The sequence below is a fragment of the Halobacillus rhizosphaerae genome (assembly GCF_046719735.1).
Classification (GTDB): domain Bacteria; phylum Bacillota; class Bacilli; order Bacillales; family Halobacillaceae; genus Halobacillus_B; species Halobacillus_B rhizosphaerae.
Map to the genome: position 1 here is coordinate 98,330 of NZ_JAUTWQ010000010.1, position 20,073 is coordinate 118,402.

General features: G+C 40.4%; 17 protein-coding genes. 4 read left to right on the forward strand and 13 right to left on the reverse strand.

Features of this window, described 5'->3' with window-relative positions:
• Positions 1 to 437 precede the first annotated feature (437 nt).
• Positions 438 to 773, forward strand: a complete 336-nt coding sequence (locus Q7A53_RS12060) for a spore morphogenesis/germination protein YwcE (RefSeq protein WP_411789423.1) — start codon at positions 438 to 440, stop codon at positions 771 to 773.
• A 203-nt stretch (positions 774 to 976) separates the two neighbouring features.
• Here the strand turns inward: Q7A53_RS12060 and qoxD are convergent, their stop codons facing one another.
• Genes qoxD through qoxA form a run of 4 tightly spaced genes read right to left on the reverse strand, consistent with a single transcriptional unit; the run spans position 977 to position 4,759 of the window.
• The gene (gene qoxD, locus Q7A53_RS12065; RefSeq protein ID WP_411789424.1) at positions 977 to 1,282 is read right to left on the reverse strand and encodes a cytochrome aa3 quinol oxidase subunit IV; all 306 of its coding nucleotides are present in this window, start codon (positions 1,280 to 1,282) and stop codon (positions 977 to 979) included.
• Positions 1,283 to 1,897 (reverse strand): cytochrome aa3 quinol oxidase subunit III, encoded by a 615-nt coding sequence (gene qoxC, locus Q7A53_RS12070; protein WP_411789425.1) that lies wholly within the window; start codon positions 1,895 to 1,897, stop codon positions 1,283 to 1,285.
• Between the two features lie 3 nt (positions 1,898 to 1,900).
• On the reverse strand, positions 1,901 to 3,853 hold the full coding sequence (qoxB, locus tag Q7A53_RS12075) for a cytochrome aa3 quinol oxidase subunit I (protein ID WP_411789426.1): 1,953 nt from the start codon (positions 3,851 to 3,853) through the stop codon (positions 1,901 to 1,903).
• Positions 3,854 to 3,871: 18 nt separating this feature from the next.
• Positions 3,872 to 4,759, reverse strand: a complete 888-nt coding sequence (gene qoxA / locus Q7A53_RS12080; protein ID WP_411789427.1) for a cytochrome aa3 quinol oxidase subunit II — start codon at positions 4,757 to 4,759, stop codon at positions 3,872 to 3,874.
• Between the two features lie 528 nt (positions 4,760 to 5,287).
• On the opposite strand from qoxA, the gene murB reads away from it, so the two are divergent.
• Positions 5,288 to 6,208, forward strand: coding sequence for a UDP-N-acetylmuramate dehydrogenase (gene murB / locus Q7A53_RS12085; RefSeq protein ID WP_411789428.1), 921 nt, complete (start codon positions 5,288 to 5,290; stop codon positions 6,206 to 6,208).
• Positions 6,209 to 6,513: 305 nt separating this feature from the next.
• On the opposite strand, the gene Q7A53_RS12090 is transcribed toward murB, so the two are convergent.
• Entirely contained in the window at positions 6,514 to 7,629 is a 1,116-nt protein-coding gene (locus Q7A53_RS12090; RefSeq protein WP_411789429.1) for an NAD(P)/FAD-dependent oxidoreductase, read from the reverse strand.
• Between the two features lie 107 nt (positions 7,630 to 7,736).
• Positions 7,737 to 8,372: a FusB/FusC family EF-G-binding protein gene (locus Q7A53_RS12095; protein WP_411789430.1), complete on the reverse strand. Its 636-nt coding sequence runs from the start codon at positions 8,370 to 8,372 to the stop codon at positions 7,737 to 7,739.
• 341 nt (positions 8,373 to 8,713) lie between these two features.
• On the opposite strand from Q7A53_RS12095, the gene Q7A53_RS12100 reads away from it, so the two are divergent.
• Positions 8,714 to 8,902 (forward strand): YjzC family protein, encoded by a 189-nt coding sequence (locus tag Q7A53_RS12100; protein ID WP_411789431.1) that lies wholly within the window; start codon positions 8,714 to 8,716, stop codon positions 8,900 to 8,902.
• 106 nt (positions 8,903 to 9,008) lie between these two features.
• Here Q7A53_RS12100 and Q7A53_RS12105 read toward each other — a convergent pair whose 3' ends face one another.
• The 5 genes from Q7A53_RS12105 to Q7A53_RS12125 all read right to left on the reverse strand — a co-directional run bounded on the left by Q7A53_RS12105 (position 9,009) and on the right by Q7A53_RS12125 (position 13,700).
• Complete coding sequence (locus Q7A53_RS12105) at positions 9,009 to 10,223, reverse strand: M24 family metallopeptidase (RefSeq protein WP_411789432.1); 1,215 nt, start codon at positions 10,221 to 10,223, stop codon at positions 9,009 to 9,011.
• 96 nt (positions 10,224 to 10,319) lie between these two features.
• On the reverse strand, positions 10,320 to 11,030 hold the full coding sequence (locus tag Q7A53_RS12110; RefSeq protein WP_411789433.1) for a GntR family transcriptional regulator: 711 nt from the start codon (positions 11,028 to 11,030) through the stop codon (positions 10,320 to 10,322).
• Positions 11,031 to 11,207: 177 nt separating this feature from the next.
• On the reverse strand, positions 11,208 to 12,740 hold the full coding sequence (locus Q7A53_RS12115) for a BCCT family transporter (protein WP_411789434.1): 1,533 nt from the start codon (positions 12,738 to 12,740) through the stop codon (positions 11,208 to 11,210).
• Positions 12,741 to 12,900: 160 nt separating this feature from the next.
• Positions 12,901 to 13,455, reverse strand: coding sequence for a DUF1697 domain-containing protein (locus Q7A53_RS12120; RefSeq protein ID WP_411789558.1), 555 nt, complete (start codon positions 13,453 to 13,455; stop codon positions 12,901 to 12,903).
• Between the two features lie 23 nt (positions 13,456 to 13,478).
• Entirely contained in the window at positions 13,479 to 13,700 is a 222-nt protein-coding gene (locus Q7A53_RS12125; RefSeq protein WP_411789435.1) for a helix-turn-helix transcriptional regulator, read from the reverse strand.
• A gap of 176 nt (positions 13,701 to 13,876) precedes the next feature.
• Here Q7A53_RS12125 and Q7A53_RS12130 point away from each other — a divergent pair, with 176 nt between their 5' ends.
• On the forward strand, positions 13,877 to 15,433 hold the full coding sequence (locus Q7A53_RS12130; protein ID WP_411789436.1) for an ABC-F family ATP-binding cassette domain-containing protein: 1,557 nt from the start codon (positions 13,877 to 13,879) through the stop codon (positions 15,431 to 15,433).
• Positions 15,434 to 15,540: 107 nt separating this feature from the next.
• Here Q7A53_RS12130 and Q7A53_RS12135 read toward each other — a convergent pair whose 3' ends face one another.
• Together Q7A53_RS12135 and Q7A53_RS12140 are read right to left on the reverse strand one after the other, a co-directional pair.
• On the reverse strand, positions 15,541 to 16,197 hold the full coding sequence (locus tag Q7A53_RS12135) for a hypothetical protein (RefSeq protein WP_411789437.1): 657 nt from the start codon (positions 16,195 to 16,197) through the stop codon (positions 15,541 to 15,543).
• A gap of 841 nt (positions 16,198 to 17,038) precedes the next feature.
• On the reverse strand, positions 17,039 to 20,068 hold the full coding sequence (locus Q7A53_RS12140) for an efflux RND transporter permease subunit (RefSeq protein ID WP_411789438.1): 3,030 nt from the start codon (positions 20,066 to 20,068) through the stop codon (positions 17,039 to 17,041).
• Positions 20,069 to 20,073: the final 5 nt, after the last annotated feature.

The window sequence follows — 20,073 nt, forward strand, 5'->3', positions numbered from 1 at the left end:
AGATCGGCTTACAATGATAATACTAATTTGTGAGGAGCTTCGCAATAAGTATTCAGAAAATAGGAAACTTTCTTTTAAATAAAGCGCTTTCTTCTGCTATTTACCTTTAACATGATCTAATAACTTCTATATATTTCCATACAGCATTGATCATGCTACTTCTTATCCATTCCCGGCCTTAACATTCCTTCTATCTAAAACAAACGAATGTTTATATATCGCTGGAAGTGGAAAAATAAGTAATATCTTTGTTAATTGCTGGATTCTATAGATGAAATATTCACGTGAAATAAAAAAATATGGAAAAATAGGCAGAAAGGACTTTTTAAATTTTCTGTTAATTGTTATAATAAGTTTAATAAACGTTCACAAAATAGTCACAATACGTACATGGTGTTGTAAGCGTTAACATACACTATGGTAAGGAGTGAAGGATAATGGATGTAATTTTGGTATATGTTTTCTTAGCAAGTATGACGCCTCTGTTCTTATGGATGGATCACCGAAAATTAGCACTCATTCAACTGCCTTTGATTGTGGGCATGTGGGCTTATTTCGTGGTTGAATTTGGACAATTACAATTAGGTGCTTTTGGGTACTGGGCATTGCTGATCATCTTCTCAGCAAACATTCTTTTAGCCCACTACGCCATGTACCTCGTCTTATATAAAGATGTAAGAATTCGGAAACGTATCAGTCAAGCACCTAATATGCTTTCAAGAGTATTAGAAATGGATACTCAAAAGGCAAAAGCTAATAAAGAATCTCGTTAAAAGAAGTATAAAGCTGCCAAGTTAATCTTGGCAGCTTTACTTATGTTTCTTCATTAGTAATAAAGAGGCAGCTTTCTTATTACTAGAAACGCTTATAAAACACAAAAAAAGGCGTGAAATCAAATGTAAAACACTGATTTCACGCCTTTTTCTTGTCTATTTAAAGCCAGGGAGGTTAGATATCCCTATCTTAACTCTTTTCATTACATTGGCATGGACATGATTGAGCGAATAACCCAAATTGTACCAATGACAATGATTACGCCGACTCCGGCACTGTAAAACATGGTAGCGACCTGCGTCTGACCTTCACCTTCACGAACGTGCATAAACATAAACAACTGGATACCTGCCTGCACAATCGCAAGACCAATAATGCTCCACACAATGGCACTGACAGATAGATCTGTATAAAATGCAATCCATATAGCAAATAGTGTAAGAATAATCGAAAATGCAAAACCGACTACGTGACTCCAAGGGAAATGATCGTATTTATTTCCTGCCATTTACATCACCATCCCCATTAAATAAACTGTCGTGAAGATGAAAATCCAAACAACGTCCAAGAAGTGCCAGTACAAGGATACAACAAATGCCTTTTTAGCAGTTTCAGGAGTTAATCCTCTTACGGCAATTTGGATAAGAATTGAAATCATCCAAAACGTACCCATTGTTACGTGAAGACCGTGAGTACTTAGTAAAGTAAAGAAACCTGACCAAAATCCACTCGTTTGCAACGAGGCGCCTTCGTGAACGTAGGTGATAAACTCTTTAATTTCAAAAAACACGAAACCGTAACCTAAAAGCAAAGTAAAGATGAACCAGATCATCATTCCTTTTACACTTCTGCGTCTCATCTCATGGATAGCTATTCCACAGGTAAAACTACTCGTAAGCAGAAGAAAGGTCTCAATTAATACTCCTTTAAGTTCGAAGAGCTCTTCAGGAGGCGGCCCGTCGCCTATCCGTCCATCTAAAACGAAATAGGCAGCGAAAAGCGTACCGAACAGGGCGATTTCTGCTCCTAGGAATATCCAGAACCCTAATATATTCAGCCTGCCGGTTTCCGATTGGTATTCCAGTGGCTTATTTGGATCGATTGGTGTCGCATGTCCTGACATACGTTACGCCTCCTTTCCTTTGAGCTTATGCTCAATTTCCTTAATTTTTTCAACACTCACATGGTAACCTTCATTCTTATCGAACGAACGGATGATCATGCATATTAGAATACCGATCAAACCAGCAATTCCCATCCAGATCCACTCAAATACCAGACCAAAGCCAGATATGAAGAAGAAAATGGACATGATGAAAGGTACCCCGGAGTTACTTGGCATATGAATCTCTTCGATGTCTTCTTTGTCCACATCAAATTTTCCTCTGCCTTCTTTTTTCATTTCCCAGAATTCATCACGATGCTTGACTTCAGGAATTTTAGCAAAGTTATAGAACGGTACGGGAGCTTCAGTGTACCAGTCTAGTGTACGTGCATTCCACGGATCTCCAGTCTCCACATTCTTTTCGTAGCGGACACTGTAATAAATGTTATAAAGCAGAACGATGAACCCGACACCCATCAGCAAGCCTCCAAAGGATGCTACTGCATTTAATGGGAACCAGCCGGTATCCCAAGGGTACGTGCTGATACGTCGCGGCATGCCTGCAAATCCTAAGAAGTACATAGGGAAGAAACAAACATTAAAGCCGACTACAAAGAGCCAGAAGCTCCAGCGGCCGATTTTCTCGTTTAGTTTGTATCCAAATACTTTTGGATACCAGAAGTAAAGGCCGGCAAAACATCCGAACACGGTACCAGAAATCAATACGTAGTGAAAGTGAGATACTAGGAAATACGTATTATGGTACTGATAGTCCGCTGCTGCCATCGCAAGCATAACTCCAGTAACACCGCCGATAACAAAGTTTGGAATGAATGCCAGTGACCAAAGCATCGGCATGGTAATTTTAATTTTTCCTTTATACATGGTAAACAGCCAGTTAAATATTTTAACACCCGTGGGTATGGCAATCAGCATGGTTGTGATGGAGAAGAACGAGTTAACAGCTGCACTGCTTCCCATTGTAAAGAAGTGGTGAACCCATACGATAAAGCTTAAGAAAGCGATAATGATCATTGAATATACCATCGCCTTATACCCAAACAAATTCTTACGAGAGAATGTACTGATAATCTCTGAGAAAATTCCAAATGCAGGCAAGATTACAATATAAACCTCAGGGTGTCCCCATATCCAGAATAAGTTCGCCCATAACATTGGCATACCGCCGGCAGCCAGTGTAAAGAAATGGGCTCCAAATATACGGTCAATGGTCATCATAGCTAAGGCCACAGTTAATACTGGGAAAGCAAAAATAATCAAAATACAAGTGATGGCAACTGACCAAGAGAACATTGGCAGTCTCATCATCTTCATACCTGGAGCACGCACTTTAAGAATCGTAACAAGGAAATTGATTCCCGTCAGCAACGTACCAATACCTGCGATCTGCAGTCCTAATAGATAGAAGTTCTGACCTGGTCCAGGGCTTAAGTTATTTTCAGCAAGCGGCGTATAAGCAGTCCAGCCTGCGTCCGGTGAACCCCCAATTACGAAAGAGATATTAAAGAGCATCGCTCCCATAAAAAAGGTCCAGAAACTTACTGCATTCAAATAGGGATAAGCTACGTCACGAGCTCCTATTTGCAATGGTACTACTACGTTAAATAACCCAATTAAAAATGGCATCGCCATAAACAGGATCATGATTGTACCATGGGTCGTAAATATTTCATTATAGTGAGTCGGATCTAAAAATTTAGAATCCGGTACAGTTAATTGGGCGCGCATTAACAACGCATCCACACCGCCGCGGAATAACATAAGTACAGCAGCTAAGATATACATGACTCCCAATTTTTTGTGGTCAACAGTCGTAATCCACTCGTCCCACAACCATTTCCACTTTTTAAAATATGTTAGTACGAACACGATACCGACCATAGTTAGTACGATCGATACGTCTGCACCTAAAATTAATGGATCACCGGTGACAAAAAATTCGTCTAATTTCATGTTGTTTCGCCTCCACTCTTAATGAGATTCTTCCAACTGAGGGTCTTTGGCTTTTAATTTCTTTCTAACTTCCACAGCATACCCAGGCTGCTTCGCATGATCGACAAATTGCAAATGAGTAGAGGAATAAGTGGATTTCTTCACAAGGCCTTCCAGCAATAATTCATTATACTTATCTTGCGTAAGTTTTGGCGCATTTTGCTGTTTATCTTTCACCCATGATTGAAAGTCTTCCTGGGTATCCGCGTGCACCTTAAATGTCATTTTTGCAAAGTCCTTACCTGTAAAGTTTGCATTTCGTCCATCGTATACGCCTGGATGATCTGCCTGTAAAATCAGTTCATTCATCATACCTGCCATGTTATACTCTTGTCCGCCTAACTGCGGGATCCAAAGAGCCGCCATGGAGTCAGCTGATGTTAATTCAAATTTCACTGCCCGATCTTCAGGAATATGAAGGTAATTCACCGTTTCAATCCCTTGTTCAGGATAAGAGAAGAACCATTTCCAATCTGCGGATGTAGCTCTAATCACTAAAGGATCTTGGTCCTTAGAGCTTACAGGCGCTTTCTCCAATTTGTAGATGGTAGTAACGGTTGGAACAGCAAGTAAGATAACAATAACAATCGGGATCGCCGTCCACAGCAGTTCCAGCCATTTGTTTCCTTCTATGTCTTCTGGGTCGCCGTCTTCCATGCCAGGACGTTCACGATACTTCACTAGAATCACTGTGAAAAGTACGAAAACGGCAGCAACAATAATAAGCATTAAAATAATAGACCAATAGATTAGTCCTTTTTGTGCGTCAGCTACCGGCCCTTTTGGATTAAGTACGGGCAGTGCACTACAGCCAGACATAAAAAACAGAAACGTACTCGTGATAAAGAACGTTTTAAGTAATTTCACATTAAGTCACCTTCCTTTTAAACTGAATCCTCACCCACTATATCAGATATTTCATCTAGATAACATTAGATTAATAGGTTCGTACAAGTCTTATAATAACAGATTCTTTGACAAGATTAGCGTATTTTCTCAAATGTGTCATCAAATTGTCATCCTTTCTGAAAATTCGGTAGAAAACAAACACAGCCGTGTTTTTCCCGTTGTTTTCGTTTCTTAAACCTTCAGAAAATAAGAAGAAGTTGGTGGTGTATTGTAAAACGAGGATAACATTTCCTTACGAGGAAATTAAATCAATGTAGACTGTGATTTCTCTTTCCTAGTGAGTTATCTGAAAGAGTTTTAAAGTCTTTTTTCATCCATGTTAGGCAGTGTAGGATTGAAACGTTCTTTTCCATTAAACATAAATTACTGGTAAGTGGATTATAAATGCAATGGGAATCCTTTCAATTTTAGAAAAAGACTTTGATTCAAAGCCAATTTGTTATAAACTTCATTCATGAACACGACAAAGAAATAGGAATGGTGTAAATGGAAAAAAAGCAAAAAATATACGATGAATTGCTAAAATTAGTAAAACCTGAAAACGTAAAAATGGATGAACTTCTTAAAGATCACTTGTACACAAAACTTGGTGGAACGGCAGATTACTTTATCACACCTACAACTTTTGAAGAAGTTCAAAATGTGGTCAAATTCTCTAATGAAGCAAACGTCCCTTTTACTCTTCTTGGAAATGGTTCTAATTTAATTATTAAAGACGGCGGAATCCGAGGTATGGTCATTAACCTGAAACATTTAAATGACATCTCAGTGGACGGAGGCACACTAGTGGCCCAGAGCGGGGCGAGAATTATCGATGCTTCCCGTCATGCATTGAAGGAAAGGTTATCGGGTCTTGAATTTGCCTGTGGTATTCCAGGTACTGTGGGCGGCGCTCTCTACATGAATGCGGGAGCCTACGGCGGAGAGATAAAAGATGTTTTAGATTATGCATATGTAGTAGATAAACAAGGAAACCTCGTGAAAAGGCTGGCTTCGGAACTCAATCTAGATTACCGTACAAGTAATATTCCTGACAGTGGCGATATAGTCCTTGAAGCTACTTTCCACTTATCACCGGGTGAATACGAAGATATTAAATCTATGATGGATGATCTGACAAATAAGCGAGAGTCTAAACAGCCGCTGGAGTTTCCTTCTTGCGGGAGTGTTTTCAAACGACCGCCAGGCTATTTTGCCGGTAAATTAATTCAGGATAGTGACTTACAAGGGACAAATTTTGGTGGCGCAGAAGTTTCTACTAAACATGCTGGATTTATTGTCAATAAAGATAATGCCAGCACCTCAGATTACATTTCCCTGATTGAACACGTTCAGAAAACTGTGAAGGAAAAATTCGGGGTAGATCTGGAGAGAGAAGTAAGAATTATTGGAGAAGATCTCGAATAGAAAAAGCCAACAGATATCAGATTGTTTCACTACCACATCTGGTTATGCCGTAATAGTACCCGCAAGGTGGAGGCAGTGCCACTTCCTGTATCGCAATTATTAAATCCGAACGATGATAAATCCATCATCGTTCGGTTTTTTTGTCTTGCTTGAGCAGGGAGATCCAGTTGGTTACAATGAAAGTATACGTATGTTTTCAAATTTATTATGAGGGCACCTTGGATGAACAAAAAAGAATGAATTTATCTGCACCTGGATTTGCCGCTGACGTTACATGGAACTGGAACTGTTTGGATGACGCTTTTTTACTGAATGGCTTCCGTAATTCGGTAATGATCAAGGTTAATCTCTGTTTTCTCACCCATGGCAAGCTTTGCTAGCTGCTTCCCTAAAAATGGACCGCTAGTTAAACCCGATGCGCCAAGACCATTGGCAGCATACAGCCCTTTTACCCCCGCCACTTCTCCAATGACAGGTAATGACCCTGGAGTGAAGGGACGGAAACCTGTCTTCGTTTCTTCGTATGTACACTCTGCGAAACCAGGGGCCACTTTCAACGCTTTCTCCAACACCTGGTGGACTCCGCCCATTGTAACCCGCGTGTCTTTCCTATCATTTTCCTGGGTTGCGCCAACGACAATCTTCCCCTGCCCAAAAGCGAGAAAATATTGACCATAAGGAGGCATAACTACCGGCCAGCGGCTAGTATCTGTATCTGGAAGCCGCAAATGAACGATTTGAGCTTTTTGTGAGGTGATTTGAACGGTTCTTCCTAAAGAAGCAAATAACTCCTTTGCCCAGACCCCTCCGGTGACAAGCACATGATCTGCATAATGGATAGATTGATCCCCTAATGTCATCCCTTTAACTCTACCATTTTCCGTTAAAAGCTCGGCATCACTATGAATAAATTCTGCTCCGTTTTTTTGTGCGCCTCGCAGCAGTGCATCCCGCAATGCTGCTCCATTGACTCGGGCACCTCCGCTAATATGTAAAGCGGCATATTCACCTGATAACGGTGGGAATAAGGCTTGCGTCTCTTCAATAGAGAGTTTCGAAATATCGCCCATTTCCGGAACGGTTTTTCTTCTATCTTTTGCTAGAGCTAATTTATCATTAAGCATCGACTCTTTAGAAAAGATATTTATAGCCCCAACTTTGGAATACCCCGTTTGTGTTTCCCCTTCTTCCTCCAATTCATGAATTAATGCCGGATAATATCTTGCCCCTTCTGTAACTAGATGATACCAGGCAGAATTCACTCGCTTAGTTAGCCAGGGACAAACGATGCCTGCCGCTGCCTCTGTAGCTTGACCAGCGTCGTTGCGATCAACAATCGTCACATCTGCCCCTTGTTTTGCCAAATGGTAAGCGGTTGATGCCCCAAGTATTCCGGCCCCTGCTACTATATACTTTTTCATAAAGTTCCCTCCCGCATTCATTATCAATTATTTTACTTGATCGCAGAGTGGGACTCAAATAAGACTCTATGAAGTTGGATAAAATAACCTGTTGCTCACAAGATTTACTATCCCTTCATCCTATTGACAAAGGCAGCAAAAGAATCTAATTCAATTAAATTCTGGTTACAAACGGAGCTATCCTTACAAATATAGTTCCCTCTTTTTACAGTACCCTGCGAAGAACGATGTGTGGTAGCTGTGAACATTCCTACCTTTTCAAGTCCATTGCAGATCGAACAAATACCTGGCTGCCTGGATGGAGTAAATGCCCCTGAAAGGCCCGCAATATTACCTGCTTTTTGAAATACTATATACTTTCGATTAGAATTCAAATCATTCCATCCAAGATAAGATAATTCCAGGTGATTCACTTTACTTAAGTCAGGAACGTGCAGCTTCTTCACCTTAGGAAATAATTGTTTAAGTTCATCTTCGCTTAGTTCGGGAAAAGGAATGACATATTGTTTTAAACGCGATAAAAACAGGACTGCATCCGCTTGATCCTCTACTTGCTGAATTTGATTAACCAATCCGCTTTGCACCTGATCCAGATTCTTGAACAATCCCACTGACTTTTCCTGGGTCATTGATTTTAATGCATTCATGACACCTGTATCATTTACCGAAGAGTGGGCGTGAAGAAGATCGCTGGTCTTTTCTTTAATAAAATTATATTGGTCACTTCTTATAAAAGCATCCAAAATAAAACCTCCATTCTTACTTAATTATCACCTTCCGCTAATATCATAGACCATTCACGGCTGTCCATACTTCGTACCCTTCTGGTTTTTGCCCTAAAACCTTGTGGTCATAACCGTGAATATTTATCATTCTACCTGACAAATGTATTCTCCTTCCACTCCAGAAGTTTTCAGCAATTTATGAAGGATTTCCAGCAGCTCGCGCCAATTTATTGGTCAGAATAAGATGGACAAAAAGAGGTTCAAATTTTTTTAGAATATTTTGATTTAGATGTTTAATCCTCTGAGAACTCGGTTACATAATAAATGTAAATAAAACCAAAAAAAGGAGACGGATAGCAATGGCAGATCGTTACAAAACTGGAGAAAAAGCACCTGAAAACGGAACGTATGAATTCGATGGTTTAACAGATGGACGCAAAACCAGTAATCCTACAGATGATGAGAGTCAAATTAAGCTGCAAAGCGGCGACACATTCCCGCCTCTACGTTCAAGCAAAGAATCTGCTTACTGGAAGAAAGTAAAATAATATCAGACTTACAGTGTGTCTATCCATACCGGAAGGGCGCACTGTTATTTTTTATAAAAAACTCAAGTTCCTTCATAGAAACTTGAGTTTTCAAGGAAGTATTTTGTTATTTTAAAAGTTTTTCTTCGAACGGATAATCCGAGAAATTTTCAACGCCATCTTTTGTAATTAGAAGCTGTTCTTCAAGCTTTACCCCTTCATTACCCCCTTCAGCACCAATATAGCTTTCAACTGAGAGCACCATATTTTCCTGGATCGTTCCATTGTATCCTTTTTCTTCAAAGTCCTGCGGGAATACAATGTACGGATATTCTCCGCTCAGTCCGGTCCCATGGGCCACTGTAAAGTAACGATTAGCAAAAAACTCGTCAGGGATTTTCCAGCTTTTCTCAGCGTATTCTTTAAAGGTCATTCCAGGTTTAAGCAAACTAATATTATGCTGAATTTGCTCATAAGCGGTTTGGTATAGACGCTTTTGTTCGTCACTAGGTTCACTGTCTCCGCAGTAAAAAGTTCGGCTAATATCAGTAAAAAAACCAAATGGCCCGTTCATATCCGTATCAAAGGCGACGAGTTCTCCTTCATCAATCACTTTATCACTGCACTCCTGGTACCAAGGATTGGTCCGATACCCAGAGCTCAGTAGTCTGGTTTCCACATAATCCCCTCCATGTGCAATATTTGTCTGATGAAGGTGGGACCAAAGTTCATTTTCAGTGATACCTGGCTTTAGAGCTTGCTGCATACGAATCATGCCTTCTTCAGCTGTACGGACTGATATTTTCATAGCTTCAATTTCCTGCTGACTTTTTATACTTCTAGCATGCTCAACAGGTTCCTGTCCATCAACAACTTCCACTCCCAATTTAGCTAGTTCAATTGCTCCAACTGACGGAATGTAATCAACGGCTAGTTTCTTATTATCACCCGCATGCTGATTAAATAAATCAGCAATTTCTTTCGCCCATTTTTTCGCATTGTCATAAAGGTTTTCACCAGATGCCACATAAGATAATGTAGTTGCCGGCCGTACTTCATCTATCGTTTCTATTCCATCTGAAAGATGCTCACAATTTGGAAAATCAAATAATGTTACGGGTCCTTCTGTTGGGATAAAAACATAGCGAGCTGGATTTCGAAGCATAAATACCTGCATGTTTCTACTGCCAGTAGCATACCTGAGGTTTACTGGATCAAAGATCACAATTCCTCCGTAACCTAAGGATTTCAACTGTTCTCTCACTCTTCCTAATCGATATTTACGCATACGAACCAAATCAATTTGAGTTTTATCATGCCGGATGCTTGTTAACTTGCTCATTGTATTCCTCCTCGGTGAATATAAATAAATATTGCAAAGACGTCCTCCACCTTAGATATTACAATAAGTGATAACTTGTTACAACACGTTGAGTGATTATCGTCCGATTTCGACCTGGTAATGAAAGGAACGGGTAATGTATTTAGTACGGCTATGCTCAATAGGCAGATCTTCCATTCCAATTGTTGTTCTAAGAATATCAACAAGTGCTTCCCCGGGAACCAGCCCTAACAAATCTGCTTCATACTGGGTAGCATTTGAAGCAGATACACTTTCTTTAATGTTTTTATAATGAATATTCTGCTCCCCCAGCTTTGGAAAAATATCGAATGCCCCTCCAGCTAATTCACTAATCTTGTCGCTAATTTCCAGAGGTACATATAGCTGCTGGTACCCAATAGGGAGACCATCAGCTAACCTCAGCCTCTCCATGAAAAATACATCCTGATCCGATTGCAGATTCAATTGACTTCTAGCATATTCATTCTTCTTCAATCTTTCTGCTCGCAGAACTTTTACAGCCATTTCACTTCCTGTCTCATGATGGAAGACTCCAGGATTACTCATGTTTTCCTGCGGGATTTCTCGAACTTTTGTTGGCGCACCTCGACGTGTCTCCAAAATTCCATTTTGTACAAGATCGCGTATCGACTGACGAATTGTCGTCCGGCTAACGTTAAATAGTTCCATCAACTGACTCTCCGAAGGAATAGGTTTTCCCGGTTTCCAAATGCCTTGTCTAACATTGGTCACCATTTTATTCTTTATTTGCACATACAAAGGTAATTTTCTCTGTTTTCTAGTCATGGGGTCACTCCTATTTGAACCAGGTTTCTCTATATTCTAATCAAGTTCCATTCATCATGCCAATGTGTACCGCTAATTTTATAAGTCTTCTATCACTATTACATTCATTGAAACCTTCCAATACATATGTTACTCAAACAGAAACCCAGGAATTTTTTCAATTCCTGGGTTTTCTATTTACCCTTTGATAGTATAAGATTTCTTTTGAGATTTCCGCTCGCTTCTCTTCTTAGCTGCCAACTCCTTCCTTGCTGTCTGATAGAAGGAAACCCCCATTAGAATAATAACAATCGAAAATGGCAGGGCAGCTATGATAAGAACATTCTGAAGACCTTGAGTACCTCCGAAGTAAACGATAATCGCGGCCATTGCTGATAAAGTCAAACCCCAGATGATTTTCACCATACTAGAAGGGTTTAAGGATCCTTTTGTACTAAGCATCCCAAGAACAAAAGTAGCGGAATCTGCTGAGGTAATGAAGAAGATAGCAATAACGAAAATAGTAATGAAAGACATAAGCGTTCCTAATGGATAGTATTGAAGCACCCCGAAAGTTGCTGTTTCCAAAGCATATTGGGAAATTTCAGCTATCCCATTTTGTTCAAGGTTTAAGGCAGAAACTCCAAATACGGCGAAGAATATAAAACAAACAAGAGAAGGAACAAGCAATACTCCCAGCATAAATTCTTTAATCGTACGTCCACGGGAAATTCGCGCTATGAAGATGCCGACGAACGGAGACCAAGAAACCCACCATGCCCAGTAAAAGATCGTCCAGTTATTAATCCAGGTTCGATGATCTTCACTTAAAGGGGCCATACGAAAACTCATATGGAAGAAGTTCGTTATATAACCTCCAAGTGTATTCGTAAACATATTTAAAATATATAATGTCGGGCCAACGATAAATAATAGAATAAGCAGCAGGAAGCCGAGTCCCATATTAATGTTGCTTAAGTACTTTATTCCTTTGTTGATTCCAGACCATGCAGACATAATAAATAGAACGGTCGATACAGCTAATATTAATAATTGAAAGGCGTAGTTACTAGGGGTGTTAAAAAGGAAGGAAAGACCTTCATTAATCTGTGCTGATCCGAACCCCAGGGTAGCTGCTACTCCAACCACGGTTGCCACCACGGCTAATGTATCTACCAGCTTTCCAGCGATCCCATTCATACTCCTTTCTCCAAATAAAGGAACAAGGGTTGAACTAATCAAACCGGGGTATCCTTTATGGAACTTAAAGTAAGAGAGCACCAGCGCAACCAACGCATAAACGGACCAGGCATGAATCCCCCAATGAAAGAAGGAGTATTGCAGCGATTCTTTAATCGCTTCGTCTGAACCCAGCTCTGCACCCGGACTACTTTTAAATGCATGAGAAATGGGCTCTGCTGTAGTCCAAAAGACCATCCCCATCCCCATTCCAGCACTGAATAACATGGCAAACCAGGTAGGTAAATTAAAATCAGGAGTATCCTCTTCTTTTCCAAGCTTGATCTTTCCAAACCGTGAAAAAATCAGATAGATACAGAAAGTAAGCATAAGCATAACAATTAATAAGTAATACCATCCAAATTTCTCGGAAATAAAGCCGGTTATTTGGCTTGAAACTTTTTCTAAATTATCTGGACCGATCACTCCCCAAATCACTACAGCTGTGCAAATAGATAGGGCGTACCAAAATACGGATGTTACATTTTTCATAGCTCCACCTCTTGAATAAATAATTAGACACCCTGCTTTAGGGACTTTATTCCATACCACTTTTAACCATTGAACAAACGCAATTGATGTTCAATCAGGAAACAATGAACCCCGCAGCGATCCATATCCGCTGCGGGGTTCGTAATATTTCTATAGAAGACTAGTGCTCTTCAGCCATTTGGGCAAGCTTACTGATCGTTTTCCAATTTCTAATTGTAGCGGGCACATTCATCTTAAGAAGATGATTCGCCAGTTTTGAGTTGCGAATGCTCTTACTAAAGAGAAGATACACATTCCTTCCATCGATATAACATCGATCATCCTCCGTTTGATAAGATAGAAGCCAGTCTGTCTTTGTTTGAGCAGGCTCTTCCCCCAACAGCCCCACGTAAAGACTTTCGCCAGCAGATGTTAGCTGAGCTTGAGTAATATCTTCATTCGTAAAAGGACACCGTTTTCTTACTCCTTTTATTTCCTCTTCAGTCCTTATCACCACTGGAACAGCTAAGTTAAAATCCGTTTGCAGTTTAGCTACAATCAACTTTACAAGGTTGTCTTCGTTTACATCCGAACGGAAAATGATGTTCCCGCTCTGGATATAGGTAACAACTTCCTGCAAGCCTGCCTCTTCTAAAGAATGTCTTAGTTCAGCCATTTTAATCTTATTTCTACCGCCTACATTAATCCCTCTAAGAAATGCCAGATACGTGGTCAGTTTTCATCACTCATTTCCTGGTTTTAGTCTGAGAAACGATCAACATTCTCCTTCCCTTCAAATATAAATAACTCTTCAATAGAACAATGAAAAAGCTGCGCTAATTTATGAGCCAACAAGAGAGAAGGATTGTATCGGCCTTTTTCAAGAGAAATAATCGTCTGTCTTGAAACATGAAGCTGCTCAGCCATGGCTTCCTGAGTTATGTTATAATCCATGCGTTTATCTCTGATTAAATTCTTCAATCACTCACCTTCATCCTGAGCTCTGATTATTGTAAAGTCTACTTTACTTCTATAATCTATGTCAATTTCCTACACCGCTATTCTTTAGAATTGTTAGAAGATACCCCTATCACTTTTTTCAGATGACCTTTATAATATATAAGGATGAACTATTGAAGGAAAAGGTGTTTTTAAACATGAGCTTATTAACAGTTAATAACTTGAGTCACGGATTTGGAGATCGCGCTATCTTTGACGACGTCTCTTTTCGGTTACTGCAAGGGGATCATATAGGACTTATTGGAGCTAACGGCGAAGGTAAGTCTACGTTTATGAATATTATTATAGGTAAATTAGAAGCGGATGCTGGAAAAGTGACTTGGTCGAAACATACCAGAGTAGGTTATTTAGATCAGCATGCGGATTTAAAACAAGGGATGACTATACGAGATGTTCTAAGGACTGCCTTCCAATATTTATTTGATCTGGAAACAGAAATGAATCATCTCTTTGCCAAAATGGGGGAAGTTGACCCCGAAGAACTTGAAGACCTGCTGGAGGAAACTGGACGCATTCAGGACTCTTTAACCAATAATGACTTTTATACGATCGATGCTAAAGTTGAGGAAGTAGCAAATGGTCTTGGGTTAAATGACTTCGGATTAGAGCGTGACGTGTTTGACCTAAGCGGCGGACAGCGTACGAAAGTACTGCTCGCTAAATTACTTTTAGAAAAACCAGACATCTTACTGCTGGATGAGCCGACGAACTATTTAGACGTGGAGCATATTGAATGGCTGAAAAACTATCTACTGGAATACGATCATGCCTTTATTCTCGTTTCCCACGATATTCCGTTTCTAAATAGCGTTGTGAACTTAATTTACCATATGGAAAACCAACAGCTTACCCGTTATCCGGGAGATTACAATGAATTCTTACGGGTTTATGAAATGCAGAAACAGCAGCATGAAGCTGCCTATAAGAAACAGCAGAAGGAAATCGCAAATTTAAAGGATTTTGTAGCGCGAAATAAAGCAAATGCAGCTACGAGTAAGATGGCTACCTCCAGACAGAAGAAGCTGGATAAAATGGACGTGTTGGAACTGGACTCTGAAAAACCAAAGCCTTCTTTTCAATTCAAACAAGCACGGACTCCAGGGAAATACCTGTTTGAAACGGAAGAGCTTGTTATTGGATATGAGGAACCTCTCTCCCGCCCGTTGGATTTAGAAATGGAGCGCGGACAGAAAGTTGCTTTATCTGGAGCGAACGGTATTGGAAAAACGACCTTGCTTAAAAGTATTCTCGGGGAAATATCTCCAGTATCCGGCTCGGTTGAATTAGGCGATCATCTTCATATTGGCTATTTTGAGCAGGAGCTTAAGGAAACTAGTCAACGCACATGTATTGAAGAGATCTGGGATGAATTTCGTCACTTGACCCAGCAGGAAGTAAGAGGTTCCCTTGCTAGGTGCGGACTTACAAAGAAACATATGGAAAGTAAAATTCAAGTGTTAAGCGGTGGAGAAAAAGCTAAGGTAAGATTGTGTAAATTAATGAATAAAGAAACCAATCTTCTGGTGCTTGATGAACCAACGAACCACTTAGATGTGGATGCTAAGGCAGAACTTAAAAGAGCCCTTCATGAATACAAAGGAAGTGTGCTTCTCATCTCACACGAACCCGAGTTTTACGAAGGCATAGTCACTGATATCTGGAACTGTGAAGACTGGACAACTAAAGTATTTTAAGTAAGTGATCTTATACAAAAAGATTCGAACCCTGATTTTCCAGAGGTTCGGATCTTTTTGTATTGAATGTACAACACCGGGCCTTAAATCCCTATGAGGCAGTATTTTTATTGCCCGCTTAATTTCATCAAGTAAATATCTCTCACGACATTCCCCATTTTCCTCATCTTGTTATATTCACCGTTCATCAAATCATCGACCACAATCGACCTGCTTATATAAACAAAACAAAGAAATAACATTATTAACACCACCAACAAAACTAGCAGACCTGTAGCTTCTTCTAAACTATGTGTACTCATGGTAAATACAAAAGTAAGATACTGGATCCAGATCGGACCGAGGATGGCTGCAATAATCCCTCTGTTGATAAAGAAAGGGGTTTTCATTTCTTGCGCATTCTTATCAATTAATTCGATGAGAAATTCAAACTGCTCCGGCTTAGTAATTCCTTTCTCCTCTAAGCACTGAGCGAATTCTTCTCTCCTTTTCTTAATCACGTTTCCAGTGGTTTCCCTGTTATGTACCTCCTTTGAGATTCTTTCCATTTCATGATTTAAATAGGGGATGAACAAAGTAATAGGAAGCGGAACAAAGAACATCAGCCACTCGTTACCGCTCCATAGGGAAAGATAAATTAAACTAACAAATAGGACAAGAATCGTTAACAATAAGAGAATGACGTGCCATTTTTTCATGTATCTCAGGTAAACATTATTAAATGACATTTTTTCTTTATAAATGCTGAATAATTCATAGATCATCCGACTGTCCCCTTTACTATTCCTTTTACAGTTTCAATGAATTTCCCAATATAGAAAGGGTGTACCTAAACTTCCCAGTTTGGGTTACACCCTTGTTAAATCAGCTTGCCTACGCCTGAATCATTACATATCTCCCGCTCTTTATGAATAATCGCGATCATGAAACTTGTCCGATTTATTTCTAGGAGAAGGGATACCAAGTAACATTCTTACGATACCGATGACGACAAATAGTATGACTAACCCTATGACCATACCCACATCCAGCACCTCCTTACTCTACTTTTTCTATACCTTGCCTTAAGATTCCTTTCAAATTTTCAAGTTAGAATCCCCAGCGATACAAATCCATTCCAACTGGAAAGATCTTTGAACTAGCTCATGACCCTCCATACCGAAGAAGTTAACCTATACTCTATTAAATAAAAGATAAAAGGAGGAGGTTATAAAAAAAGTCTGTCAACCATTATTAAACCCGAACGGTGAAGGAATTAACGCTCCTTCATCGTTCGGGTTTTCTCCTGCCAGTTTGATTGAGGATTTCTTGACGTTTAGAAAGGACGGCTATTACGTTCCCCATTTTATTAATAGGGCTTCCCGATGAACAGGAAGAAGGAAGGGGAAAATAGAAACCAGTCCAGCGCAGGAAATACACGGAGACTTCTGCGGGAGGAAGGCATAGGTGGGACCCCACAGTGCGCAGCACGAGGAGACCCACCAGCCGCCCGCGAAAAGCGGAGTGTATTTCCGGAGCAGCCATTCAGAGTAAACCTCTGCCCTTCCCCTAATTGTTCGTCTTTATATAGGGGGCCTTTCCTTATGTCCCAGCCTCTTGAAAAAATTAATTAGCAATCTTCTCCTCATCTTTTTCTTCCAATCGCTGTTTCTTCGCTTTCCTGAAATGCAGCAGTTCATAGAAAACGGGAACAATCACTAGAGTAAGTACAGTTGCACCCGTCAATCCGCCAATGACTACTACTGCCAAGGATTTAGAAACTAGACTGCCTTCTTCTGTATGACCAAATAGAAGTGGAAGCATAGCACAAATGGTAGCGATTGCTGTCATGATTACCGGACGCAATCGGGTTCCACAAGCTTCAATAATGGCATCTCGAATGATCATATTTTGCTCATTTTGCTTCACTCGATCAATCAGCACAATGGCATTGGTAATGACAATTCCAATCAGCATTAACGCTCCTATCAGGGCAGTCGCATCTGCTGGAACTCGGGAAATCAAGAGACCAAGAACTGCTCCAATGGAGGCAAGCGGCAGTGTCATTAGAATAGCAAGGGGCGCCTTCAGCGTTTTAAACGTAAGCACCATAATCAAGTAAACGATCAGGATGGAGGCAAGCATCGTAATTCCTAAATCTGCAAAGTCACTGGACTGCTGCTGCGCTGCCCCGCCTTTATCAAGGGATACACCCTTAGGCAAGTCCAGACTATTCACTTTCTCATCAATGTTTTTTGAGATGACAGATAACTGTGCTGGCTTAACTTCCGCAGTAATTCGCACATATAAATCTCCATCCTTATGAAGAACCGTACTAGGTTTATCTTCCATAGTAATATCCGCAACTTGAGAGAGCGGCAGGAGTCCAGAACTTGTGGAAAGTGTTAAGTCCTTTAAATCTCTGAGTGTTTCAGGGTTCCCTCCCGCATTCAGATAAACAGGGGTGGAGTCATTATCCAGAGTAATCGTTCCAATTGGCTGGGGATTAATCAGAGATCTGATTTCCATTGACGTTTGATTGGCGTTAGCTTTCTCTGTATTAACCTTAACAGTATAAACCGGAGTCGTCTTTTCCTGATTGCTAGTTACTTTCTTTACTCCATCCACTTGTTTAATCTGGCTAATTAAATTTTGAGACGTTGATAATAGTTCATCCGAGTTGCTGCCAACTACATCATAAGTAATTGTTGAGTTAGAGGAACCTCCAAACATAGAAGCTGGCGAAGCAGTAATGGTTACGTTCTTTTCCTCTTTCTTAGCTTTATTCACTTTATCAATAAATTGGTCAGCGTCTGCATTTTCTTTCATAATCACTGAGAAGGAAACCGTGTCCGGATCACTTACTTCCCCGTATTGGGCAGCTTCAGAATTAGATCCATACTGTGTGATAATAAATTTGTAGCCGCCGAATTCGGAGAGCTTATCTTCAAAGTCAGTCATACGCTGCTTTAACATCTTTTGCGGAGTATCACTTGGGAATGTCATATTTACCGATACAAAGGAAGCATCATTCGCACTTGTTGCCGCCTTTGGAAGAATTGTGTAAAGTGCAATTGAACCTGCAAACACGACAATGGCCAGTAAAATCGGGACAAATTTATGATTTAATGACCATCTCAGCACGCTGATATACCTTTTTGGTGTATGGTGTGCTGGCAGTGTAGTATTCTTAAGCATTCCTCTGCTTAGGAGCGGTACCACCGTTAAGGCAACCAGTAAAGAAGCAAGCAGAGAATACGTAACCGTTAAACCAAACGGAAGCAGAAATGCTCGTAACGAGCCATTCACTAGCCCCATCGGTAAAAATACGGCGACAGTAATCAGCGTGGAGGAAGTTATCGCTCGCGATACTTCTTTAGTCGCCTGCAGCACATTGGATTTGGAAAGGGTCTGATTTTGACTGCGCCGGAAAATATTCTCAACCACTACGATACTATCATCAACGAGTCGGCCGACCGCAACAGCTACCCCGCCGAGGGTAAGAATATTTAACGTAACGCCTGACAGCCATAATAACAAAAGTGTTATGCACAAAGATAATGGGATGGAGATAACTGTGATGAGAGTTGGTTTAAACTTTCTTAAGAACAGCAGAATGACGATAGTCGCAAACAGAGCACCTAGCGCTACTTCACGCACCATACTATTCACGGAGTTTTCCACCATATCGCCTGTGGTAAATAATGTTGTTGCCTCAACTCCACTAAAATCACTATTAATTTTTTTCACTGTGTTTTTCACTTGCTCTCCAGCAGTAACGGCGCTTGCATCATCTTCCTTAAATAAAGTTAAGGCAAAAGCATCTTTACCGTTGATCCTTGTAATCATATCTTCTGTTTTTACTTTTTCAACGGAAGCTATGTCTTTGATGTGGACGACTGGGGCATCTGGAGTCTGCATAGGAATAGTAAGGTCTTTCAATGCCTCTAATGAACGGAGATTATCTGTAACATTAATCGTACTTTGCTGCCCATTGATCGTTGCATTTCCTGCTGTTGCTGAAACATCCTGCCCTTGAAGAACTCCCATCACGGCATTCACAGGAATATGTAACTTTTCCAGTTGATCATGATCGAGTTTAATCTCCACTCGAGAACTGTTTTCTCCGGCGGAGCTGACTTCCGAAATACCTTTCTCGTTCTCAAATAAAGGCATGAATTCATTCTTAACTTTTTCTACGTTGCTTTTGGTCAGTCCTCCATCGAAAGTTAAAGATACTTGACCAATTGGAATCATCGAAGTATTCAATTGGGAAATTTGCGGTTTGGCAACTCCATCCGGCATATTGATACCGCTGATCGAATCCTGAACATGGTTCTTTGCTTCCTTCATATCCGTTTTGGAGTCAAAATTAATCGTGACTTGTGAATAACCCGCACCAGTTGTAGAAAGGACAGATGTTTTCCCACTCACTGAAGAAACCGCTTGTTCCACTGGTTCAGTTATATTCTTAGCCATAGAACCTGCATCATAACCTTGCCCAAGGGTCACGACGGTCACTTGCGGGTTATCCGCTTCAGGAAGAAACTCCATAGGCAGCCGGAAATAGCTGATCATTCCAATAATTAATGTAATGATGACAAACAAAGCCATGGCCGCCTTGTTACGAAAAGCCCAATTGGTTAACGTTTGCATGTTTA